The organism is Gordonia polyisoprenivorans NBRC 16320 = JCM 10675 (assembly GCF_000241325.1).
Lineage (GTDB): Bacteria > Actinomycetota > Actinomycetes > Mycobacteriales > Mycobacteriaceae > Gordonia > Gordonia polyisoprenivorans.
The window spans coordinates 89,884-106,537 of record NZ_BAEI01000064.1 but is presented as its reverse complement, the minus strand read 5'-3'; the positions used below and the strand labels follow the sequence as shown (position 1 = coordinate 106,537).

General features: G+C 67.1%; 13 protein-coding genes. 4 read left to right on the top strand and 9 right to left on the bottom strand.

Features of this window, described 5'->3' with window-relative positions; genetic code table 11:
- Nucleotides 1-8: 8 nt before the first annotated feature.
- From GOPIP_RS16780 to GOPIP_RS16770, 3 genes are all read right to left on the bottom strand, one after another.
- The gene (locus GOPIP_RS16780) at nt 9-707 is read right to left on the bottom strand and encodes an FtsB family cell division protein (protein WP_006370934.1); all 699 of its coding nucleotides are present in this window, start codon (nt 705-707) and stop codon (nt 9-11) included.
- Between the two features lie 13 nt (nt 708-720).
- Entirely contained in the window at nt 721-2,004 is a 1,284-nt protein-coding gene (eno, locus tag GOPIP_RS16775) for a phosphopyruvate hydratase (protein ID WP_006370933.1), read from the bottom strand.
- 210 nt (nt 2,005-2,214) lie between these two features.
- On the bottom strand, nt 2,215-2,904 hold the full coding sequence (locus GOPIP_RS16770; RefSeq protein WP_231387039.1) for a lytic transglycosylase domain-containing protein: 690 nt from the start codon (nt 2,902-2,904) through the stop codon (nt 2,215-2,217).
- Nucleotides 2,905-3,387: 483 nt separating this feature from the next.
- Here GOPIP_RS16770 and efeU point away from each other — a divergent pair, with 483 nt between their 5' ends.
- The 4 genes from efeU (at nt 3,388) to GOPIP_RS16750 (ending at nt 9,188) form a co-directional block, all read left to right on the top strand.
- Nucleotides 3,388-5,133: an iron uptake transporter permease EfeU gene (efeU, locus tag GOPIP_RS16765; RefSeq protein WP_006370931.1), complete on the top strand. Its 1,746-nt coding sequence runs from the start codon at nt 3,388-3,390 to the stop codon at nt 5,131-5,133.
- Entirely contained in the window at nt 5,130-6,320 is a 1,191-nt protein-coding gene (efeO, locus tag GOPIP_RS16760) for an iron uptake system protein EfeO (RefSeq protein WP_006370930.1), read from the top strand. The genes efeU and efeO overlap by 4 nt, the downstream gene beginning before the upstream one ends.
- A 43-nt stretch (nt 6,321-6,363) precedes the next feature.
- Nucleotides 6,364-7,659: an iron uptake transporter deferrochelatase/peroxidase subunit gene (gene efeB / locus GOPIP_RS16755; protein WP_006370929.1), complete on the top strand. Its 1,296-nt coding sequence runs from the start codon at nt 6,364-6,366 to the stop codon at nt 7,657-7,659.
- A gap of 104 nt (nt 7,660-7,763) precedes the next feature.
- Nucleotides 7,764-9,188 (top strand): serine hydrolase domain-containing protein, encoded by a 1,425-nt coding sequence (locus tag GOPIP_RS16750; protein ID WP_006370928.1) that lies wholly within the window; start codon nt 7,764-7,766, stop codon nt 9,186-9,188.
- 18 nt (nt 9,189-9,206) lie between these two features.
- Here the strand turns inward: GOPIP_RS16750 and cysC are convergent, their stop codons facing one another.
- The 6 genes from cysC to GOPIP_RS16720 all read right to left on the bottom strand — a co-directional run bounded on the left by cysC (nt 9,207) and on the right by GOPIP_RS16720 (nt 16,593).
- A complete protein-coding gene (gene cysC, locus GOPIP_RS16745) occupies nt 9,207-11,096 on the bottom strand; it encodes an adenylyl-sulfate kinase (RefSeq protein WP_006370927.1) in 1,890 nt (629 codons plus the stop codon).
- On the bottom strand, nt 11,096-12,061 hold the full coding sequence (cysD, locus tag GOPIP_RS16740) for a sulfate adenylyltransferase subunit CysD (protein WP_006370926.1): 966 nt from the start codon (nt 12,059-12,061) through the stop codon (nt 11,096-11,098). The genes cysC and cysD overlap by 1 nt, the downstream gene beginning before the upstream one ends.
- Nucleotides 12,058-12,858 carry a trehalose 2-sulfotransferase gene (stf0, locus tag GOPIP_RS16735; RefSeq protein WP_006370925.1) on the bottom strand — a complete coding sequence of 267 codons (801 nt, stop codon included), beginning with the start codon at nt 12,856-12,858 and terminating at the stop codon, nt 12,058-12,060. The genes cysD and stf0 overlap by 4 nt, the downstream gene beginning before the upstream one ends.
- Before the next feature lie 94 nt (nt 12,859-12,952).
- Nucleotides 12,953-14,479 carry a sulfatase family protein gene (locus tag GOPIP_RS16730; RefSeq protein WP_006370924.1) on the bottom strand — a complete coding sequence of 509 codons (1,527 nt, stop codon included), beginning with the start codon at nt 14,477-14,479 and terminating at the stop codon, nt 12,953-12,955.
- Between the two features lie 42 nt (nt 14,480-14,521).
- A complete protein-coding gene (locus GOPIP_RS16725; protein WP_006370923.1) occupies nt 14,522-15,595 on the bottom strand; it encodes a quercetin 2,3-dioxygenase in 1,074 nt (357 codons plus the stop codon).
- A complete protein-coding gene (locus GOPIP_RS16720; protein ID WP_006370922.1) occupies nt 15,592-16,593 on the bottom strand; it encodes an alpha/beta hydrolase in 1,002 nt (333 codons plus the stop codon). The genes GOPIP_RS16725 and GOPIP_RS16720 overlap by 4 nt, the downstream gene beginning before the upstream one ends.
- Nucleotides 16,594-16,654 lie beyond the last annotated feature (61 nt).

The following is a 16,654-nucleotide window of genomic DNA, read 5'->3' as shown; positions in this document are numbered from 1 at the left end:
AACGCCGGTCACCGACCGTCGGGAGGCGTGGCCACCGATTCCCAGAGGTTGCTGTACCAGGGGTTGGCTGCATGCTTCTGCGCGGCCTGTTCGGCGGCCTGCTTGTCGGCGTCACCCGGGTACATCATCACCAGTCCGGTCTCACCCGGGCGGACCATGCCCAACCGCTCGCGCGCCTGAGCCTCCTTGTATGCCGGGTCGCCCTGCTCGTTGACCTTCTTCTGGTAGTAGGTCTCCTGGTTGCGCAGCTGCTCGTTGGAGGCGACGACCTGGTTGTACTCCGAGCGGCCCTGGTAGTAGTTGCGCAGCGACGGCGCCAGGGCGATGGCGACGACACCGATCACCAGCGCCATGATCACCGCACGTTTGGCGTCGAGACCGCGCACGCGCGCCGTGACGGAGTCGGCGATGGTGGGGCGACGACGCGGCGTACGACTCCCCCGCGACGACGCCCGTCGGGGCGCGTCGTCGGAGGCTGCGTCGACGGGACTTGCGTCGGCGCCGATCTCGTCGACCAGATCGACGTCGTCGCGATGGATCTCCTGTTCCCCGGTCTCGATCACCGAGACCGGGGTACGACGCGACGACGACGCGGAGCGACGAGGGGCACGGCGGGCGCGTTCGGCAGAACGCGGATCCCTGGTGGATCGCTTCGCCCGCCGACGCCCGTCGCGCTCGGAGTTGAAACGCCCATCGGCATCGGCCATGGGCCCTAGCTAATCACGAACCGAACGAGAACCGTGGGAAGGCAAGGTCTCCGGCGTAGCGTGCCGCGTCGCCGAGGCCCTCTTCGATACGCAGCAGCTGGTTGTACTTGGCGACACGCTCGCTACGGGCCGGTGCACCGGTCTTGATCTGGCCGCAGCCGCAGGCGACGGCGAGGTCGGCGATGGTGGTGTCCTCGGTCTCACCGGACCGGTGGCTCATCATCGTCTTGTAGCTGTTGTTGTGCGCCAGCGTGACGGCATCGAGGGTTTCGGTGAGGCTGCCGATCTGGTTCACCTTGACCAGTAGTGCGTTGGCGATGCCCTTGGAGATGCCCTCTTCGAGCCGCTCGGGGTTGGTGACGAACAGATCGTCGCCGACGAGCTGCACGCGGTCGCCGATGGCCTCGGTGAGCTTGGCCCAACCGTCCCAGTCGTCCTCGGCCAGACCGTCCTCGATGGAGACGATCGGGAAGTCGGTGATGAGCTTCTCGTAGAACGGCACCATCTCGTCGGACGAGAAGTCCTTGCCCTCGAGCTTGTACACACCGTTCGAGAAGAACTCGGTCGACGCGGCGTCGAGCGCGATCACCACATCACGGCCGAAACCGTAGCCGGCCTTCTCGACGGCCTCGCCGATGACCGCGATCGCGGCCTCGGTGTTGGGCAGATCGGGAGCGAAACCACCCTCGTCGCCGAGCGCGGTGTTCAAACCCTGCTTGTGCAGGACCGACTTGAGCGCGTGGTACACCTCGGCGCCGCAGCGCAGCGCCTCCTTGAAGGTCGGGGCACCGACCGGCGCGATCATGAATTCCTGGAAATCGATGCCGTTGTCGGCGTGCTCACCGCCGTTGATGATGTTCATCATCGGCACGGGCAGGATGTGCGCGTTGGGACCGCCGACGTAGCGGAACAGCGGCAGCCCGGCCGATTCGGCAGCGCCCTTGGCCACCGCGAGCGAGACACCGAGGATGGCGTTGGCCCCGAGCCGGCCCTTGTCCGGAGTGCCGTCGCAGTCGAGGAGCGCCTGGTCGACGAGGCGCTGTTCCTCGGCGTCGATACCAATGACCGCGGGGGCCAACTCACCGAGAACGCTCTCGACGGCCTTGGTGACGCCCTTGCCGTTGTAGCGATCGCCACCGTCGCGCAGCTCCACCGCCTCGTGTTCGCCGGTCGATGCACCCGACGGAACCGCGGCCCGGGTGAAGGTGCCGTCGTCGAGCAGCACCTCGACCTCGACAGTGGGATTACCGCGCGAGTCGAGAATTTCACGAGCGCCCACCTGTTCGATGATTGCCACGCTGCGCCCCTTTCGATGGACGGGTCGGCGTCTTCTTGAGCGCCGACGGGTACGCGACAAAGCCTAGGGCATGTCTCCCGATTCTTCTGCGATGGCTTTGCGGAGGCGATGGTTTCCTGGCAAGGCGGAGGAGGCGCCGATAGCGGAGCTATCGGCGCCGACGACGACGCAGCCAGGGAGCCATCGAGCCGCAAAGACGCGCAAAGGGAATCAGTAGCGGACGTTGACGGAGTAGGCGTTGGCGTGATCGCGGACATCGATGACGTAGGCCATCGAGTTGTTGTAGACCTTGACCGCCTTCTCCCAGCCGGCCGCTGTGGTCATGTCCCCGCCGGAGGACACACACAGATAGCGGGCCGCCGAGAGCGCCGCATCGTCGATGTTGTCCGGGTCGGCCTTGCCGTCACCGTTGGCGTCGACGCCGTAGCGCTCCCAGGTCTGCGGGATGAATTGGAAGGGCCCCATCGCACGGTCGTGGGTGGGGTCACCGTCGAGCCGGCCGTGGTCGGTGTCGGGGATCTCCATGTTGCCGCGGGTGCCGTCGAGCGGCACTCCCCGAATCGGCGGCGACACATCACCATTGGCGGCGACATGCGCTCCCCGGTAGGTGCCGTGTTTGCTTTCCACACCGGCGATGCCGGCGAGGGTCGTCCACGCGAGCCCGCACTCGGGATGCTGTTGGCGTTGGATCTCGGCGGCGTTGCCGTACGCCTCGAGAGAGATCAACGGAATGCCGGTGCCCTCGGCGATGGGACGAGCCCAGCCGGCCATGGCGTCGGCGGTCCGGCCCGGCTGGTCGATGTCGATGTAGGGCTGCTGAGCGCCGGGCGCGGGCGGAATGCCCTCGGGAATGTCGGGTCGGTTCAGTGAACCGATGTCGAGACAACTCGTCAGGGTCATCGATCCGACGACCGCAGCGATCGCGACAACGATCAGCGCGCGATACCGACGCACGCCCCTACCCGCTAGCACCCTGACTACCTCTCCTGCGTGTGGACCACGCGTGTTGCCCTTCGTCGTCGGCCCCTCGATGACCACACGAACAGCGATGACCGCACGAACGACACAGGGTTGCACATCATCGACGCCGGACTCCACTCGTCGACGCGTCGGAGCCCGACATTGTTCTCAACTCCACCCAAGCGTGTCCGGTTCCCGAGGAAAGGGCATACTATCGTCGGTTAGCCTCACCAACACTGCGTCGCACGGCGCGGAACCCGGTGTGCACTGGAGAAGAAAGCCGCATATGGAGCTGGTGGCGGGCACGGCGCCCTCGCAGTTCACGGTCGACGACCGTGATGTCGCCACCCGCCCAGAGGCCACGGAATCGGGCATTCCCGGCTTTGCGCCGGGTCGTCCGCATCGCCCGAAGCGGGGGCAACAATGCTCGCAACCCTGATCATCGGCCTGCGCGAAGGCCTCGAAGCGGCCCTGATCGTCGGCATCATCGCCGCATTCCTGCGCCGCCAGCAGCGCAGCGACGCCCTGCGCTGGATGTGGATCGGCGTGATCGTGGCGGTCCTCATCTGCGTCGGTGTGGCGATCGGGTTGGAGGTGCTTTCCCGCGATCTGCCCCAACAGCAGCAGGAAGCGTTGGAGACGGTGATCGGCGCCATCGCGGTCGCGATGGTCACCTACATGATCGTCTGGATGCGTGAGCATTCCCGAGACCTCAAGGGGGACTTGGAATCCGCCGCATCCGATGCGATGGCCAACGGGTCGGCGTTCGCCTTCGTGCTGATGGCGTTCCTGGCGGTGTTGCGCGAAGGGCTCGAGACCGCCGTCTTCCTCGTGGCGGCGTTCAATGCCAGCGGCAACGCGGTGCCCTCGGCGGCCGGCGCGATCCTCGGTATCGCCATCGCGGTGGCACTGGGATACGGCATCTACCGCGGTGGGGTCCACATCAACCTCGCCCGCTTCTTCAAGATCACCGGTTTGTTGTTGGTGCTCGTCGCCGCCGGACTGGTGATGACGGCCCTGCACACCGCCCACGAAGCCGGATGGCTCGACGTCGGACAACAGCAGGTCGTCGACCTGAGCTGGCTGGTGCGGCCCGGCTCGGTGCAGTCCTCGCTGCTGACCGGCGTGCTCGGGCTACAACCCAAACCGGTCCTCATCGAGGTCCTCGGCTGGCTGATCTACGTGCTGGTGGTGGGCACGATCGTCCTGTGGCCGGCCGGGCGCGCGTTCCCGCGGCGACTCGCCGCGATCGTCGCGGGCGCCTGCGCCGCGATGCTGGCGATCGCCGCGCTCGTGGTGTTGCTCACCGCACCGGCCACGCCCGCCCTGCCGTCGTCGACGCTGGCGACACGAGCCACCGGGGCCCCGACCACCAGCGGCATCCTGTCCGGCACGACGGTGCAGGTACCCGCGGACGTCTCGGTGTCGGTGTCGAAGGCCGGCGCCGACTCCGCGACCGGTGTGCTGTCCAGCGGCGCCGTCACGACCCCCCTCGAACGACTGTCCGGGGGTGAGACGACCACCTTCGGCAGCCTGACCGCGCCGACCTTCGACCAGGTCGTCACCCCGAACCTGCCGATCACCGCCTTGGTACCGGGCGCTCCGACGCGGGTGAGCGTCGCCCAGATCGTTGCCGGCAACGGCGGACGTCTGCCGGTGGGTCTGGACACCCGACGGTTCGGCGAGTCGGCACCGGTGGTCTACGTCGTCAGCGCCACGGTGACCGTCTCGGTCGATCCGTATTTCGACCGTCCGCTCGCCGCCGATGTGCGCTACGCGATCACCGCGACGGCCACCCCGGAACAGGGTTCTGCGGTCGTGCTCGGCAAGGTCGCCACGTTCGAGACCGGGCATCAGCCCACCGCCGCCGACCTCACCGCACTCGGGGCCGCGAATGATCAGCGCAATCGCCATCATTCGCGCGGTGTGACGGTTCCGCTGACCCTCGCCGTCATCGCCGCGGTACTGGTGGTGGTCGCAGCATTACTCGCGATGGCGTCACGCCGTCGACCGACCCCATCGACCCGACCAACCCCATCGACACCGCCGGCCCCGGTGTCCGGTGGCGGTGACCCGGCCACATCGGAGCCCTCGGGACCCGACGTGACCCCGGATGTGGACCCGGCCGCCGTGGTGGCGCCGCCCGAGAAAAAGGAGAGAACCCGATGAGGGCTTCCAGACTGGTCGCCGTGTCGGCGACCGCCGTGGCCATCGTAGGTGTGGCCGCCTGCAGCAGCAGCGACGACGGCGATTCGTCGAGTGCGACGAAGACAGTCACCGTCGAGATGACCAACGACGGCTGCAAGGTCACCCCCGACAAGGTCGACGCCGGGCCGATCACCTTCGAGATCAAGAACACCAACGCGGCAGCGGTCAGCGAGGTGGAGCTGTTGCAGGACGGCAAGATCCTCGCCGAACGCGAGAACATCGCGCCGGGTATGGCGGCAACGTCGTTCTCGCACAAGCTCGATGGTGGCACCTATGAGCTGTACTGCCCGGGCGCGACCAACGAGAAGACCACCTTCACCGTCACCGGTACGGCCACCAAGGCCACCGGTAGCGTCGCCGACCAGCTCAACGCGGCCGCGGCCGAGTACAAGCAGTACGTCATCACCCAGGTGAACAGTCTGACCACGGCGACCCAAACCCTCGTCGACGCGGTCAACGCCGGTGATGTCGCCGCCGCCAAGGACGCCTACATCAAGGCCCGCCCGTACTACGAGCGCATCGAGCCGATCGCCGGATCCTTCTGTGCCAACGGCGCTTCGGACTGCTCAACCGACAACGCGGTGAACCTCGACGTCGCCATCGACGCCCGCCCGGACGCCCTGGGGCCCGGTGACACCTGGCAGGGCTTCCACGTCATCGAGAAGCAACTGTGGGAAGCCGGCAACCTCGACGGGATGAAGCCGGTGGCGGCCACCCTCCTGACGAACGTCAAGGATCTGCAGCGCCTGGTCAACGAGCCCTCATTCACCGTCAAGCCCGCCGACATCATCAACGGTGCCGGTGACCTCCTCGACGAGGTGTCCACCAGCAAGCTGACCGGCGAGGAAGAGGCCTACTCGCATATCGACTTCGTCGACATGCAGGCCAACATCGAGGGCAGCCAGCAGGCGTTCGCCATCGTCAAGCCCGCCCTCAACGAGATCGATCCGCAGTTGACGACGACGATCCAGCAGGCCTTCGACCGAGTCGACTCGCTGATCGACAGCTTCCGGGATCCGAACGGGCCCGGCGGATTCAAGCCGTTCAACGACGTGACCGAACAGCAGAAGCGGGACATGGCCGCGGCCATCATCGCGGTCAAGGACCCGCTGTCGCAGGCCGGCGGAAAGATCGCCGCCGCCAGCTGACGGCACCGTCCTCGCACCGCATCACAGGAGAATTCGACACCCCATGAGCACCACCGACACGCCAGAACCCACACCGCAGAAACGGGGCCGGGTGAACCGACGAGGGTTCCTCACCGGCGCCGGTATCGCCGGTGCCGGACTGGCTGTCGGTGGTGCCGCGGGCGCGGGGATCACCTACGCCGCCACCGGCGACGAGCGCAGCGATCCGGCCACCGAGACCGTGGAGTTCTACGGCGAGCACCAGGCCGGAATCACCACACGCCAACAGAATTCACTCGTGTTCGCCGCCTTCGATCTCAAGCCGACGACGGTCGCGCAGGTCGAGACGATGATGGCGCGCTGGGCTGCGGCGGCCAGCCTGCTCGCCGAGGGCAAACCGGTCGGCCCGGTCGAGTCGCGCCCGATGGCACCTCCTGCCGACACCGGAGAGGCGTTCGACCTGGGCCCCAACCGTCTCACCATCACCGTGGGATTCGGGCCGAGTTTCTTCGACGACCGGCTCGGCCTGGCCGCCAAGATGCCCGAGGCCCTCCGGCCGCTGGGCCAATTGGCCGTCGACACCACCATCGACCCGTCCATCAGCGGCGGCGACATCTGCGTGCAGGCCTGCTCCGAGGACCCACAGGTCGCCTTCCACGCCGTGCGCAACCTCGCCCGCATCGGGCGCAGCGTGGTAACCCTCCGGTGGCTGCAGGAAGGGTTCGGGCGCGCATCGGCGACCAGCACCGACCAGGTGACGCCACGAAACCTGTTGGGCTTCAAGGACGGAACGGCCAACATCAAGGCCGAGGAGCCGGCCGTCGCCGACAAGTGGGTGTGGGTCGGCGACGAGACCGACCAGCCGTGGATGAAGGGCGGCAGTTACCTCGTCACCCGCAAGATCCGCATGCACATCGAGGCCTGGGATTCCGACGACATCTCCGATCAGGAGCGGATCTTCGGGCGCACCAAGGATTCCGGCGCACCGCTGTCGGGCGGCGATGAGTTCACCGATCTGAACTTCACGGTCAAGGGAACCAACGGCCGCACCAAGATCGACCGTTTCTCCCACGTGCGCCTGGCCCACCCCGACAACAACGGCGGCGCCCAACTCCTGCGCCGCGGATACAACTTCACCGACGGAATCGACATCCGCACCGGCACCCTGTCGGCCGGTCTGTTCTTCATCGCCTACCAGAAGAACGCCCACGAGCAGTTCGCCCGCATCCAGAACAACCTGGCCCAGGACGCCCTCAACGAGTACATCTCCCCGATCTCCAGTTCGCTGTTCGCGATCCCGCCGGGACTCACCGAGATCGGTGACTGGTACGGCAAGAAGATGTTCGGGTATCAGGGCTGAGCCCGCGCCTTCTTCCCCTACCACCTCGCCTTGCCTGTTCGGCCACGGTCGGCGCATACCCTGTGCCAGACTGCGGTATCGGTGCAGTCGGGTTCAGGGGTGAGATGGTGTCCGAAACGCGGGTCTCGGGACAGTTCTTCGTGAGTGCGCTTGTCGTGGTGCTCACGGTGGTGGCCTCGGTGGCCGCAGCGGTGGGCATCGGTTCTCCGGCAGCGGCAGAACCACCACCATTGGCCTCGTGTGCGCAGCCCGCCGGAGCACAACCGACCGTGATGGCACCCGAGCGTCTCGGAGTGGACAAGGCCGGTCTCGACGACGCCATCGCCTTCGCCGCGTCCCGGATGCGCACGCACATCCAGGTCTTCCGCAACGACTGTCTCATCGGTGCTGGACCGTTGAATGCGACCACCGGCGATGTGCCGTGGAATCTGTTCAGTTCCACCAAGAGTGTGATCTCGATGCTCGCCGGGATCGCCTACACACAGCACAGACTTGACCTGAATGCATCGATCGCGCGGTATCTCCCGCCGGGCGAGGCCGATGCCGCGCATGCACGGATCACCGTCGCCGATCTCCTCACCCAGACCTCCGGCCTGTCGCAGTCGATCCTCAGTGAGGCGGTCACCGCAGGCCTCGATGTGGATCCGAACATCGCGAAACAGGCTCTTGCGCTGCCGGTCACCCACCGCCCGGGGACCTTCTTCGAGTACACCCAGCACGGTCCGGATCTTCTCGCCTACGTCGTGCAACGAGCCGTCGGCGAAGACCTTCAGCAATTCGCTCAGCGAAATCTGTTCGATCCGTTGGGGATCGATGCCCACGACTATTACTGGGCACGTGATCGGTCCGGGAACACCTACGGTTACGCGTTTCTGTTCATGCCACCGGCCGACTATGCCAGGCTCGGACTGTTGATGGCCGGTGACGGGGTATGGCGATCCCGGCGCATCATCGATTCCGACTACATCACGCGGTTGCGGACGCCCTCGCCGACGAATCACTGTTACGGGTATCTGTTCTGGGTCAACAGTTCTCCGTGTACCGGGCCGTCCTTCCCGTCCCGTCAGACGGTCGATCAGGCCCCATTGGCCGGGTTGCCTTCCGATGCCTACGCGATGGTCGGGTTCCTGCAGCAGAATAATTTCATCGTCCCCAGTCTGGGACTGATGGTGAGCTGGAACGGGTTCCTCGGCGACGTATCCCCCGATCCGGCCACCGATCTCAGCGCCAGCCCGATCAGCGAGCTTTATCACACCTTCTTCCGGAAGCTGGTCGCCGCCTTCCGCTCTCCGCGCCTGCCCGACCCCGGTCCCTACCGACCCGCGATGAACCTGAATCTCGACCCGATGCAGTTCGCCGACCCCGACATCACCCTCGGCGCACTCGGTGTCGGCCCGGACGCCCCGCGCGACTGCACCGTACTGTCGTGCGGCAACACCCCGCTGCGTGCGCCGCTGTCGGGCAATCCGGGTTGCTTCGCAATCACCTGCCTGCCGCTCACCGCACAGGCACCGCACCGGGTGGGCTGAGCGCGATCTCGGTCGACGTCACTCGTCGATGATGCCGCGTTCGACCAGCAGTGCGAGCACCCGACCGGCGAGTTCCTCGATGTCGGCACCGGTGGTGTCGAAACGCAGGTCCGGCGATCGCGGCTTCTCATAGGGAGCGTCGATCCCGGTGAGGCCCTTGAGTTCACCGCGCCGCGCCCGGGCGTAGAGACCCTTGGGGTCGCGTCGTTCGCACTCGGTGACCGGCGTCGATACGTGTACCTCGATGAAGTCGAGCTCGGCGGCGCGATGCAATTCGCGGGCGATCTCCCGATCGGAGTGCAGCGGCGAGACCATCGACGCGATCGCGATGACCCCGGCGTCGGCGAACAGACGCGCGAGATGCCCGACACGCCTGATGTTCTCGGCACGGTCGCCGGGTGAGAAACCGAGGTCGTCGGAGATGCCGTGCCGGATGTTGTCGCCGTCGACGAGATAGGCCACTCGCGCCCGGTTCACCAGTTCGCGTTCGAGCGCCACCGCCACCGTCGACTTGCCCGAGGCGGGTAATCCGGTCAGCCACACCGTCGCCCCGCGTTGTCCGGTCTTGGTCCACCGTTCGGATCGCTGCAGCGAACTCGGGTGCCACTTGATGTCATTGCGCGTCGCCTTGCCCGGAATGACCTCCCGTGCCTCGAGGATCGTGCCGGCCGCCACGGTGTCGTTGGAGGCCTCGTCGATGAGGATGAACGCGCCGGTGTCGCGGTTCTGGGCGTAGGTGTCGGCCACGACGACCGATGAGGTCCGTAGCGTCACGGTACCGATGTCGTTGAGCCCCAACTCCGTTGGTCCGACGACCTCGAGCAGCGACTCGGGGTCGAGGCGTCGTTCCAGTGACTGCACGGTGGCGCGCACCGTGGTGGTCCCCTGTTTGAGAGCGACGCGATCCCCGGCGTGCAGTGGCGCCGACGACAGCCAGCACAGTGTCGCCGACAGTTCCCGGGCCGAGACCGGTAGGTGCGCGTCGGGCGCGCCGCTGATGATGACATCGCCACGGCCGACGTCGATCTCGTCGGCCAGCTGCACCGACACCGACAGCCCCGCGACCGCGACGGGCCGCTGGGGGTCGAGGGTGTCCACCGACGTCACGGTGCTGACCGACCCGGACGGCAGCACGGTGATGGGATCACCGGGCGCAAGGGTGCCCGCAGCCACGCGGCCGGTGTAGGTGCGCTTTCCGTCGGGCCCGGGGCGCGACACCCACTGCACCGGCAACCGGAGTTCCCGCGGCTGCGGCGACGGTGCCGCCAGCTCCACCGCCTCGAGATACTCCAGCAGCGTGGGTCCGGCGTACCACGGCGTGTTGGCCGACCGGTGCACGACATTGTCGCCGAGGGTGGCGGCCACCGGGATCGCCGTGATCTCACCGATCCCCAATTGCACTGCGAGTTCGGTTAATTCGTCCTGCAGCTCGCCGAAGCGCTGCTGTGAGTAATCGACCAGGTCGATCTTGTTCACCGCGGCGATCACATGCGGTACCCCGACCAGGGTCGCGATCCGGGCATGACGACGGGTCTGGCGTTGCACACCGTGACGGGCGTCGACGAGTAGCACGGCCACGTGGGCATTGGACGCCCCGGTGAAGGTGTTGCGGGTGTAGCGCTCGTGGCCGGGGGTGTCGGCGAGGACATAACTGCGTGTGTCGCTGGCGAAGAACCGGTAGGCGACGTCGATGGTGATGCCCTGTTCCCGTTCGGCGCGCAGACCGTCGGACAATGCGGCCAGGTCGACGTCGCCGTCGGAGGAGGTGACCCCCGCCAGATGATCGGTGGGCAGGCTGCCGGTGTCGTGCAGCAACCGTCCGATCAATGTGGACTTGCCGTCGTCGACGCTGCCCGCGGTCGCCAGCCGCAGGATCTGGCGGCGCGCAGCGGAGATCGCGGTGCTCATCAGAAGTATCCCTCTCGCTTGCGGTCCTCCATCGCCGCCGACGACGTCCGGTCGTCGGCACGGGTCTCACCCCGCTCGGAGACGGTCGCCTCGCTGATCTCGGCGATGATCTCGGGAATGGTGGTGGCCCTCGACCGCACCGCACCGGTGATGGTGAGGTCACCGACGGTGCGGTATCGCACCCATTCGGTCCGCACGTCGTCGGCTGTGGGCGGCTGCGAAAACGGCGACACCGCAAGCAGAATGCCGTCCCGGTCGAAGACCTCGCGCTGCGCTGCGTAGTAGATCGACGGCAGGTCGAGCCCCTCGAGTTCGATGTAGCGCCAGATGTCGGTCTCGGTCCAGTTCGACAACGGGAACACCCGGACCGATTCGCCCCGCCGGATGCGACCGTTGTACAGCGACCAGGGTTCGGGACGCTGGGCCCGCGGATCCCATTGTCCGAACTCGTCGCGGAAGCTGAACACCCGTTCCTTGGCACGGGCGCGGTCCTCGTCGCGGCGGGCACCGCCGAACGCCGCGTCGAATCCCCCTTCTTCCAAGGCGTCCAGCAGGACCCGGGTCTGCAGCCGGTTGCGTGATCCCGACGGGTCGGTCGATTCGGCGATGCGCCCGGCGGCGATCGCGTCGGGTACCGACGCCACGATGAGTTTGATGCCTGCGGGGTTGTCGGCGCTCGCGGCCACGCGCCGATCCCGGAACTCGATGACCTCGTCGAAGTTGTGGCCGGTGTCGACGTGCAGGATCGGGAACGGCAAAGGGTGCGGCCGAAAAGCCTTCTCGGCCAGCCGAAGGAGTACGATCGAATCCTTGCCGCCGGAGAACAGCAGTACCGGCCGCTCGAGTTCGGCGACCACCTCGCGGATGATGTGCACCGCCTCGGACTCCAGGATGCGCAGTGCGGCAACATGATCGAATTCGGCGGTGGCCACGTTCTCGGGGGTAGCGTTATCGGGAGAAGTCATAGCGGATATCCGTTCCTTTCCGCATCACGGCGGTAGCGCTGCGCCCATTCCTTGGACCTCGCGTTGGACTGCGGTGCGATCGGAGGGGGCGGAGCCAGATCGGGATCGAGACCCAGCGCAGCGAGCACGGCGGCGGTCGTGCCCTGGGGATCCTTGACCAGCTCGCCGAATTCGATGTCGATCGGCGTGATGCCCTCGTCGGCGAACCAGCGGCGCCACTGCCGCTCCTGATCGGCGAGGATCGCCGCGAGATGCGCGATCCCCTCGGCGTTGTACTGTGCGCGTTCATCACGCGCGGGGTCGAAGTGCGGACCGTGCCCGTCGCGCCAGACGCGCGTCTGTACCGCCCGCCACATCGACACCGCTTGCGGCACAACGTCATCGCGGAACACGTGGACGAACAGCGGATCGGCCCCGAGGAGTTCGCGCAGAGCGGTCCGCAACGATCCCGAGCCGACCCGGGTCCGCGCGATGAGCAGCGGTGTCTGATTCCACATCAGTTTGCCGCCCCAGACCCCGTTGGCGCTGCGACCAGCGGCCAGGACATCGGCCTGCCACCGGGTGAAGTCGCGGGTGTCCACGGTGCCGCCGTCGACCTCGTCGAGCAGATCGAGTATCGCCGAATCCCGCACTCCGGCAAACCATTCACGGGGTTGTGGCGATTCCGAGGACGAGGCGAAGTACTGGAAGAACTCCTCGGGCGTTCCGGCCACCCCGGTGGCCGCGAGTGACTCGACGAGCAAGGTGCTACCGCTACGCTGGCTCGCACACACCAGGTAGCTCTGCGGGTGGGGCATCGGCTCAGTCTAACCACGCCGAAACCGAGCGCAACCTGGGCTTTTTACCTCAATACGCGGGTAATTGTTGACTTTTCGCGATCAGGGTGAAAGCTCAGCGGGGTGTGCGGTCGGCAGCGGACGCGCGCACCGCATCGCCCTCACCGGAGGTGATGTCGCCGTCGAGCTCACGGCGCGCACCGAGCGGACGCCGCGAGGGCAAGGCCTCTTCCTCCGGTGCGGTGTCGAGGGCTTTCGCGTGGAAGGCCGCCATGAATCGCTCGGCGATGGCGGTGCCCTCGGGTTCGGTGGGGAGCTCGTCACCGGTACTCGTGCGCCACCGGGCAAGACGGTCGGCGAGATCGGCGCGGATCTGCGCGTAGGCGGGATCCTCGGCGACGTTGTTGCGCTCATCCGGATCGGAATCGAGGTCGTAGAGCTCGACACGGGGCCGGTCGCGTTCGGTCACCGCCGGATCGATCGAGCGCGCCGAGGCGCTGTCGGCGATGTCGAGGGGCAACAGCAGCTCGGGTCGGTGCGCGTAGTTCTCGATGTAGCTGTGGTGCTTGGTGCGGACGGCGCGGATCGGATCGAACGCGTCGTGATAGGTCTTTTCGGTGTAGACCTCGTCGCGGCAGACCTCGTCGCGGCAGACCTCGTCGCGGACCGACCGACCCGCTCGGACGAGTTGCGCGGCGTGCGAGTCACCGTCGACATCGGCGGGCACGCCGAGTCCGAGCAGATCGAGGATCGTCGGGGTGAGGTCGACCCCGGAGAACAGGCCGTCGTAGACCTGCGGTGACATCACACGCGCCGCCGGCGGCCGGATGATCAGCGCGATCCCGGTGCCCTGGGCGTAGAGCGTCGACTTCGCGCGGGGAAACGCCAGGCCGTGGTCGGCGACGAAGACGATCCACGTGTTCTCGGTGAGCCCGAGATCGGCGACCGTCTCGAGCAACCGGCCGACCGCGGCGTCGGCCTTGGTGATGCTGCCGTGCAGTCCTGCCAGGTCCTCACGCACATCGGTGGTGTCGGGAAGGAATCCGGGGACGTCGATGCCGGAGGTGTCGGCGGGCGGATACTCGTCCTCGGGGTAGGGGCGATGGGTCTCGAAGAACCCCGCGGTCAGCAGGAACGGCTGCTGCGGTGCGGTACGGACGTGGTGGCCCAACCACCACTGCGACTCGGCGACGACGTAATCGCAACGCGAGTCGGACACGTCGACCGAGTCGAAGCCGATGCTCGTCGGGTCGGTGCTCTCGTGTTGCATGCCGAACAGGACCGTCCGGTAGCCCGCCTCACCCAGGATCTGCGGCAGCGTGCGCACCCCCTCGCGGTAGGCGAACCCGTGATGGGCCAACCCGACGAGCCCGTTGCGGTGCGGATATTGCCCGGTGAACAGCGATCCGCGTGCCGGTGAGCACAGCGGCGCGGTCGCGTGCGCATCGGCGAAGCGAATACCCGAGGCCGCCAGCCGATCCAGATGCGGGCTCTCGACGCCGTCGGCGCCGTAACAGCTCAGGTGACGGCCGAGATCGTGCCAATGCACCAGGATCACGTTCTCGCGGGCCGGTTCTCCTACTGTCCGATCCGGCGCGCTCCGATCCGGTTCCGCGCTGTCGTGCACATCGTCAATGGGCATCGTCCCATGATGCACGCAGCGCTGTTCTGCTGTCGCAAACGGTCAGAGGTCGAGTCCATGTGTCCGCGTCGGCGGCGGACCGACGAACTCGAGGTCGAGGTCGGCCATGGCCGCGCCGAGCTTGCCCATCATGTGCTCCGGGTTGATCAGACCCTCGGTGTAGACGAGGTCGTCGGTGGCCTCGCCGGTGACGTCGAAGAAGTTCTCGAACACATCAGAGGTCAGGATGCCCAGCATCCGGGTGGTGTGCGCGTCGAAGGCGAAGCTGTGGATGGTGCCGGCCGGTGCGTGCAGGTAATCCCCGGCGGTGAGCAGGGTCTCGACGCCGTTGACGTACAGCCATACCCGGCCGGAGAGGACGAAGAAGTTCTCCGTGTGGTGGCGATGGAAGTGCTGCGGGATGTACGGCGACCGGCCGCCGAGGGTGAGCACCGAGAAGTACCGGCCTCCGGTGTTGGCACCGCGCGCCTGATAGGAGTTGAGGGAGTCCGGCCAGGCGCGCCGATCCCCGGTGAGTGCCCGTAGGAAATATCCCTGCGGCCCCGACGGCAGCGCGTCGTCCCACTCGTCGGATGCCGCCGCGAGCGCCTCGTCGTGGGCACGTACACCGATCGCCGAGAAGAGTTCTGTCAGTGGGGTTTTCACACCTGCGTGCGCATCGGCGGAGTAGATGTGTGAGTCCACCCCCGCGCCACTGCCGGCGAGTGCGTCCAACGCACCACCCGGAGCGGAAAAGAACAGGATGCGCGAGCAGTGACCGAGCATGCGGTAGGCGACCGGTGTTCCCGGCGGTACGTGGATGGAGTCACCGGGCGCGAGAACACGGCTGCGCCCCGGGAGCCAGAACTGCACCGAGCCCTCGAAGACGTGATACGAGCGTTGATGGTTCGGCAGGACGTGGAATGCGGCGCCCGCGCCTCGCGGGCCGAGAATGAATGCGGCGTCGAACAATCCGCCGGTATCGGCCGTTCGCGCGATGACCGTCCAGAGCTGGTTGTCGATCTCGTAGCGCAGCCCCTCCCCACTCGCGAGGCGATACGGGACGGCTTCACCGGGGAGGGCATCGATGATCGGGGCACGATCATGCATGGCTTCCGGGTCGATGGTGGTGGTCATGACTTCTCTCCTGAGGTGTGGGCGGGTCGGGACAGGGCCGACGACGGCGAGACCGACGCGTCGGGGTGCAGATGGCGGACGAAGAATCCCGCGACGTTATCGAAGCCGAAGTCGGTGCGGCACTGCGACTCCCGGCCGTTGCGGGCGGAATACAGCAGAGCGGCAGCGGCACCCTCCGCGGCGAGCCGGCCCTCGTCCATCGCCGGCGGACCCGGGACGTCGGATCGTCGGGGCGGGTTCAGGAAGCCGTGCCGGTAGCCGTCGACAAGGTAGAGGTCGGCCTCCACCCCGGCGTCGGCGAGCGCGCGGAACAACAGGCGGCTGTGGTCGTCGCCGACGAGGACGTCGGCGGTACCGTGCGAGATCTGGAAGGGCGGGGCGTCGCGGTGGACGTGATACAGCGGACTCGCCGCGCGGGCGGCCTCGGGGAGGTCGGCGGGGTCGCCACCGAGGAGCCGCCCTTCGGGAGTCAGAGCCGGTGTGGAGCCGCCGGGCAGTGGCTGTCCGGGTGCCACATCACCGGCGACCAGCGTTGCCGGACCATAGGATTCGGCAACGGCGGACACCCGGGCATCGACGTCGGCGTCCTCGCCGGGCAGTCGCGCGCGATGCGCGTGGAGTCCCACGAGCGCGGCGAGGTGACCGCCGGCCGAGGCACCCCACACCCCGATGCGTTCGGGGTCGATGCCGTATTCGTCTGCGCGAGTGCGCAGATGGTCGATCGCAGCACGGACGTCGTGGAGTTGCGCCGGGAATCGGGCGTCACCACTGAGTCGATAGTCAATGCTTGCCATCACGAATCCGGCTGCGGCGAAATGACGGTGCAGATCCGGGCAGAGCGTGCGGTCGCCGGTGAACCATCCGCCACCGTGCACGAAGACGATGGCCGGATGGGGTCCGGGGGCCGAGGGGCCGACGAGATCGAGGAGCAGGTCACCGGAGGGCCGGGATCGGTAGACGACGTCGCGCTGCACGGCGCCGGACGGGGAGGAACTCACCGTGCCAGTGTCACCGCGGGGATGTGATCTGGTCCACATGGAATCGCCTCACGATCATGAG

Excerpts from the sequence above, each read along its gene's own strand:
- GOPIP_RS16780 (WP_006370934.1), bottom strand. The coding sequence starts at position 707 with ATGGCCGATGCCGATGGGCGTTTCAACTCCGAGCGCGACGGGCGTCGG.
- GOPIP_RS16770 (WP_231387039.1), bottom strand. The coding sequence starts at position 2,904 with ATGACCCTGACGAGTTGTCTCGACATCGGTTCACTGAACCGACCCGAC.
- efeU (WP_006370931.1), top strand. The coding sequence starts at position 3,388 with ATGCTCGCAACCCTGATCATCGGCCTGCGCGAAGGCCTCGAAGCGGCC.
- efeO (WP_006370930.1), top strand. The coding sequence starts at position 5,130 with ATGAGGGCTTCCAGACTGGTCGCCGTGTCGGCGACCGCCGTGGCCATC.
- efeB (WP_006370929.1), top strand. The coding sequence starts at position 6,364 with ATGAGCACCACCGACACGCCAGAACCCACACCGCAGAAACGGGGCCGG.
- GOPIP_RS16750 (WP_006370928.1), top strand. The coding sequence starts at position 7,764 with ATGGTGTCCGAAACGCGGGTCTCGGGACAGTTCTTCGTGAGTGCGCTT.
- cysC (WP_006370927.1), bottom strand. The coding sequence starts at position 11,096 with ATGAGCACCGCGATCTCCGCTGCGCGCCGCCAGATCCTGCGGCTGGCG.
- cysD (WP_006370926.1), bottom strand. The coding sequence starts at position 12,061 with ATGACTTCTCCCGATAACGCTACCCCCGAGAACGTGGCCACCGCCGAA.
- stf0 (WP_006370925.1), bottom strand. The coding sequence starts at position 12,858 with ATGCCCCACCCGCAGAGCTACCTGGTGTGTGCGAGCCAGCGTAGCGGT.
- GOPIP_RS16730 (WP_006370924.1), bottom strand. The coding sequence starts at position 14,479 with ATGCCCATTGACGATGTGCACGACAGCGCGGAACCGGATCGGAGCGCG.
- GOPIP_RS16725 (WP_006370923.1), bottom strand. The coding sequence starts at position 15,595 with ATGACCACCACCATCGACCCGGAAGCCATGCATGATCGTGCCCCGATC.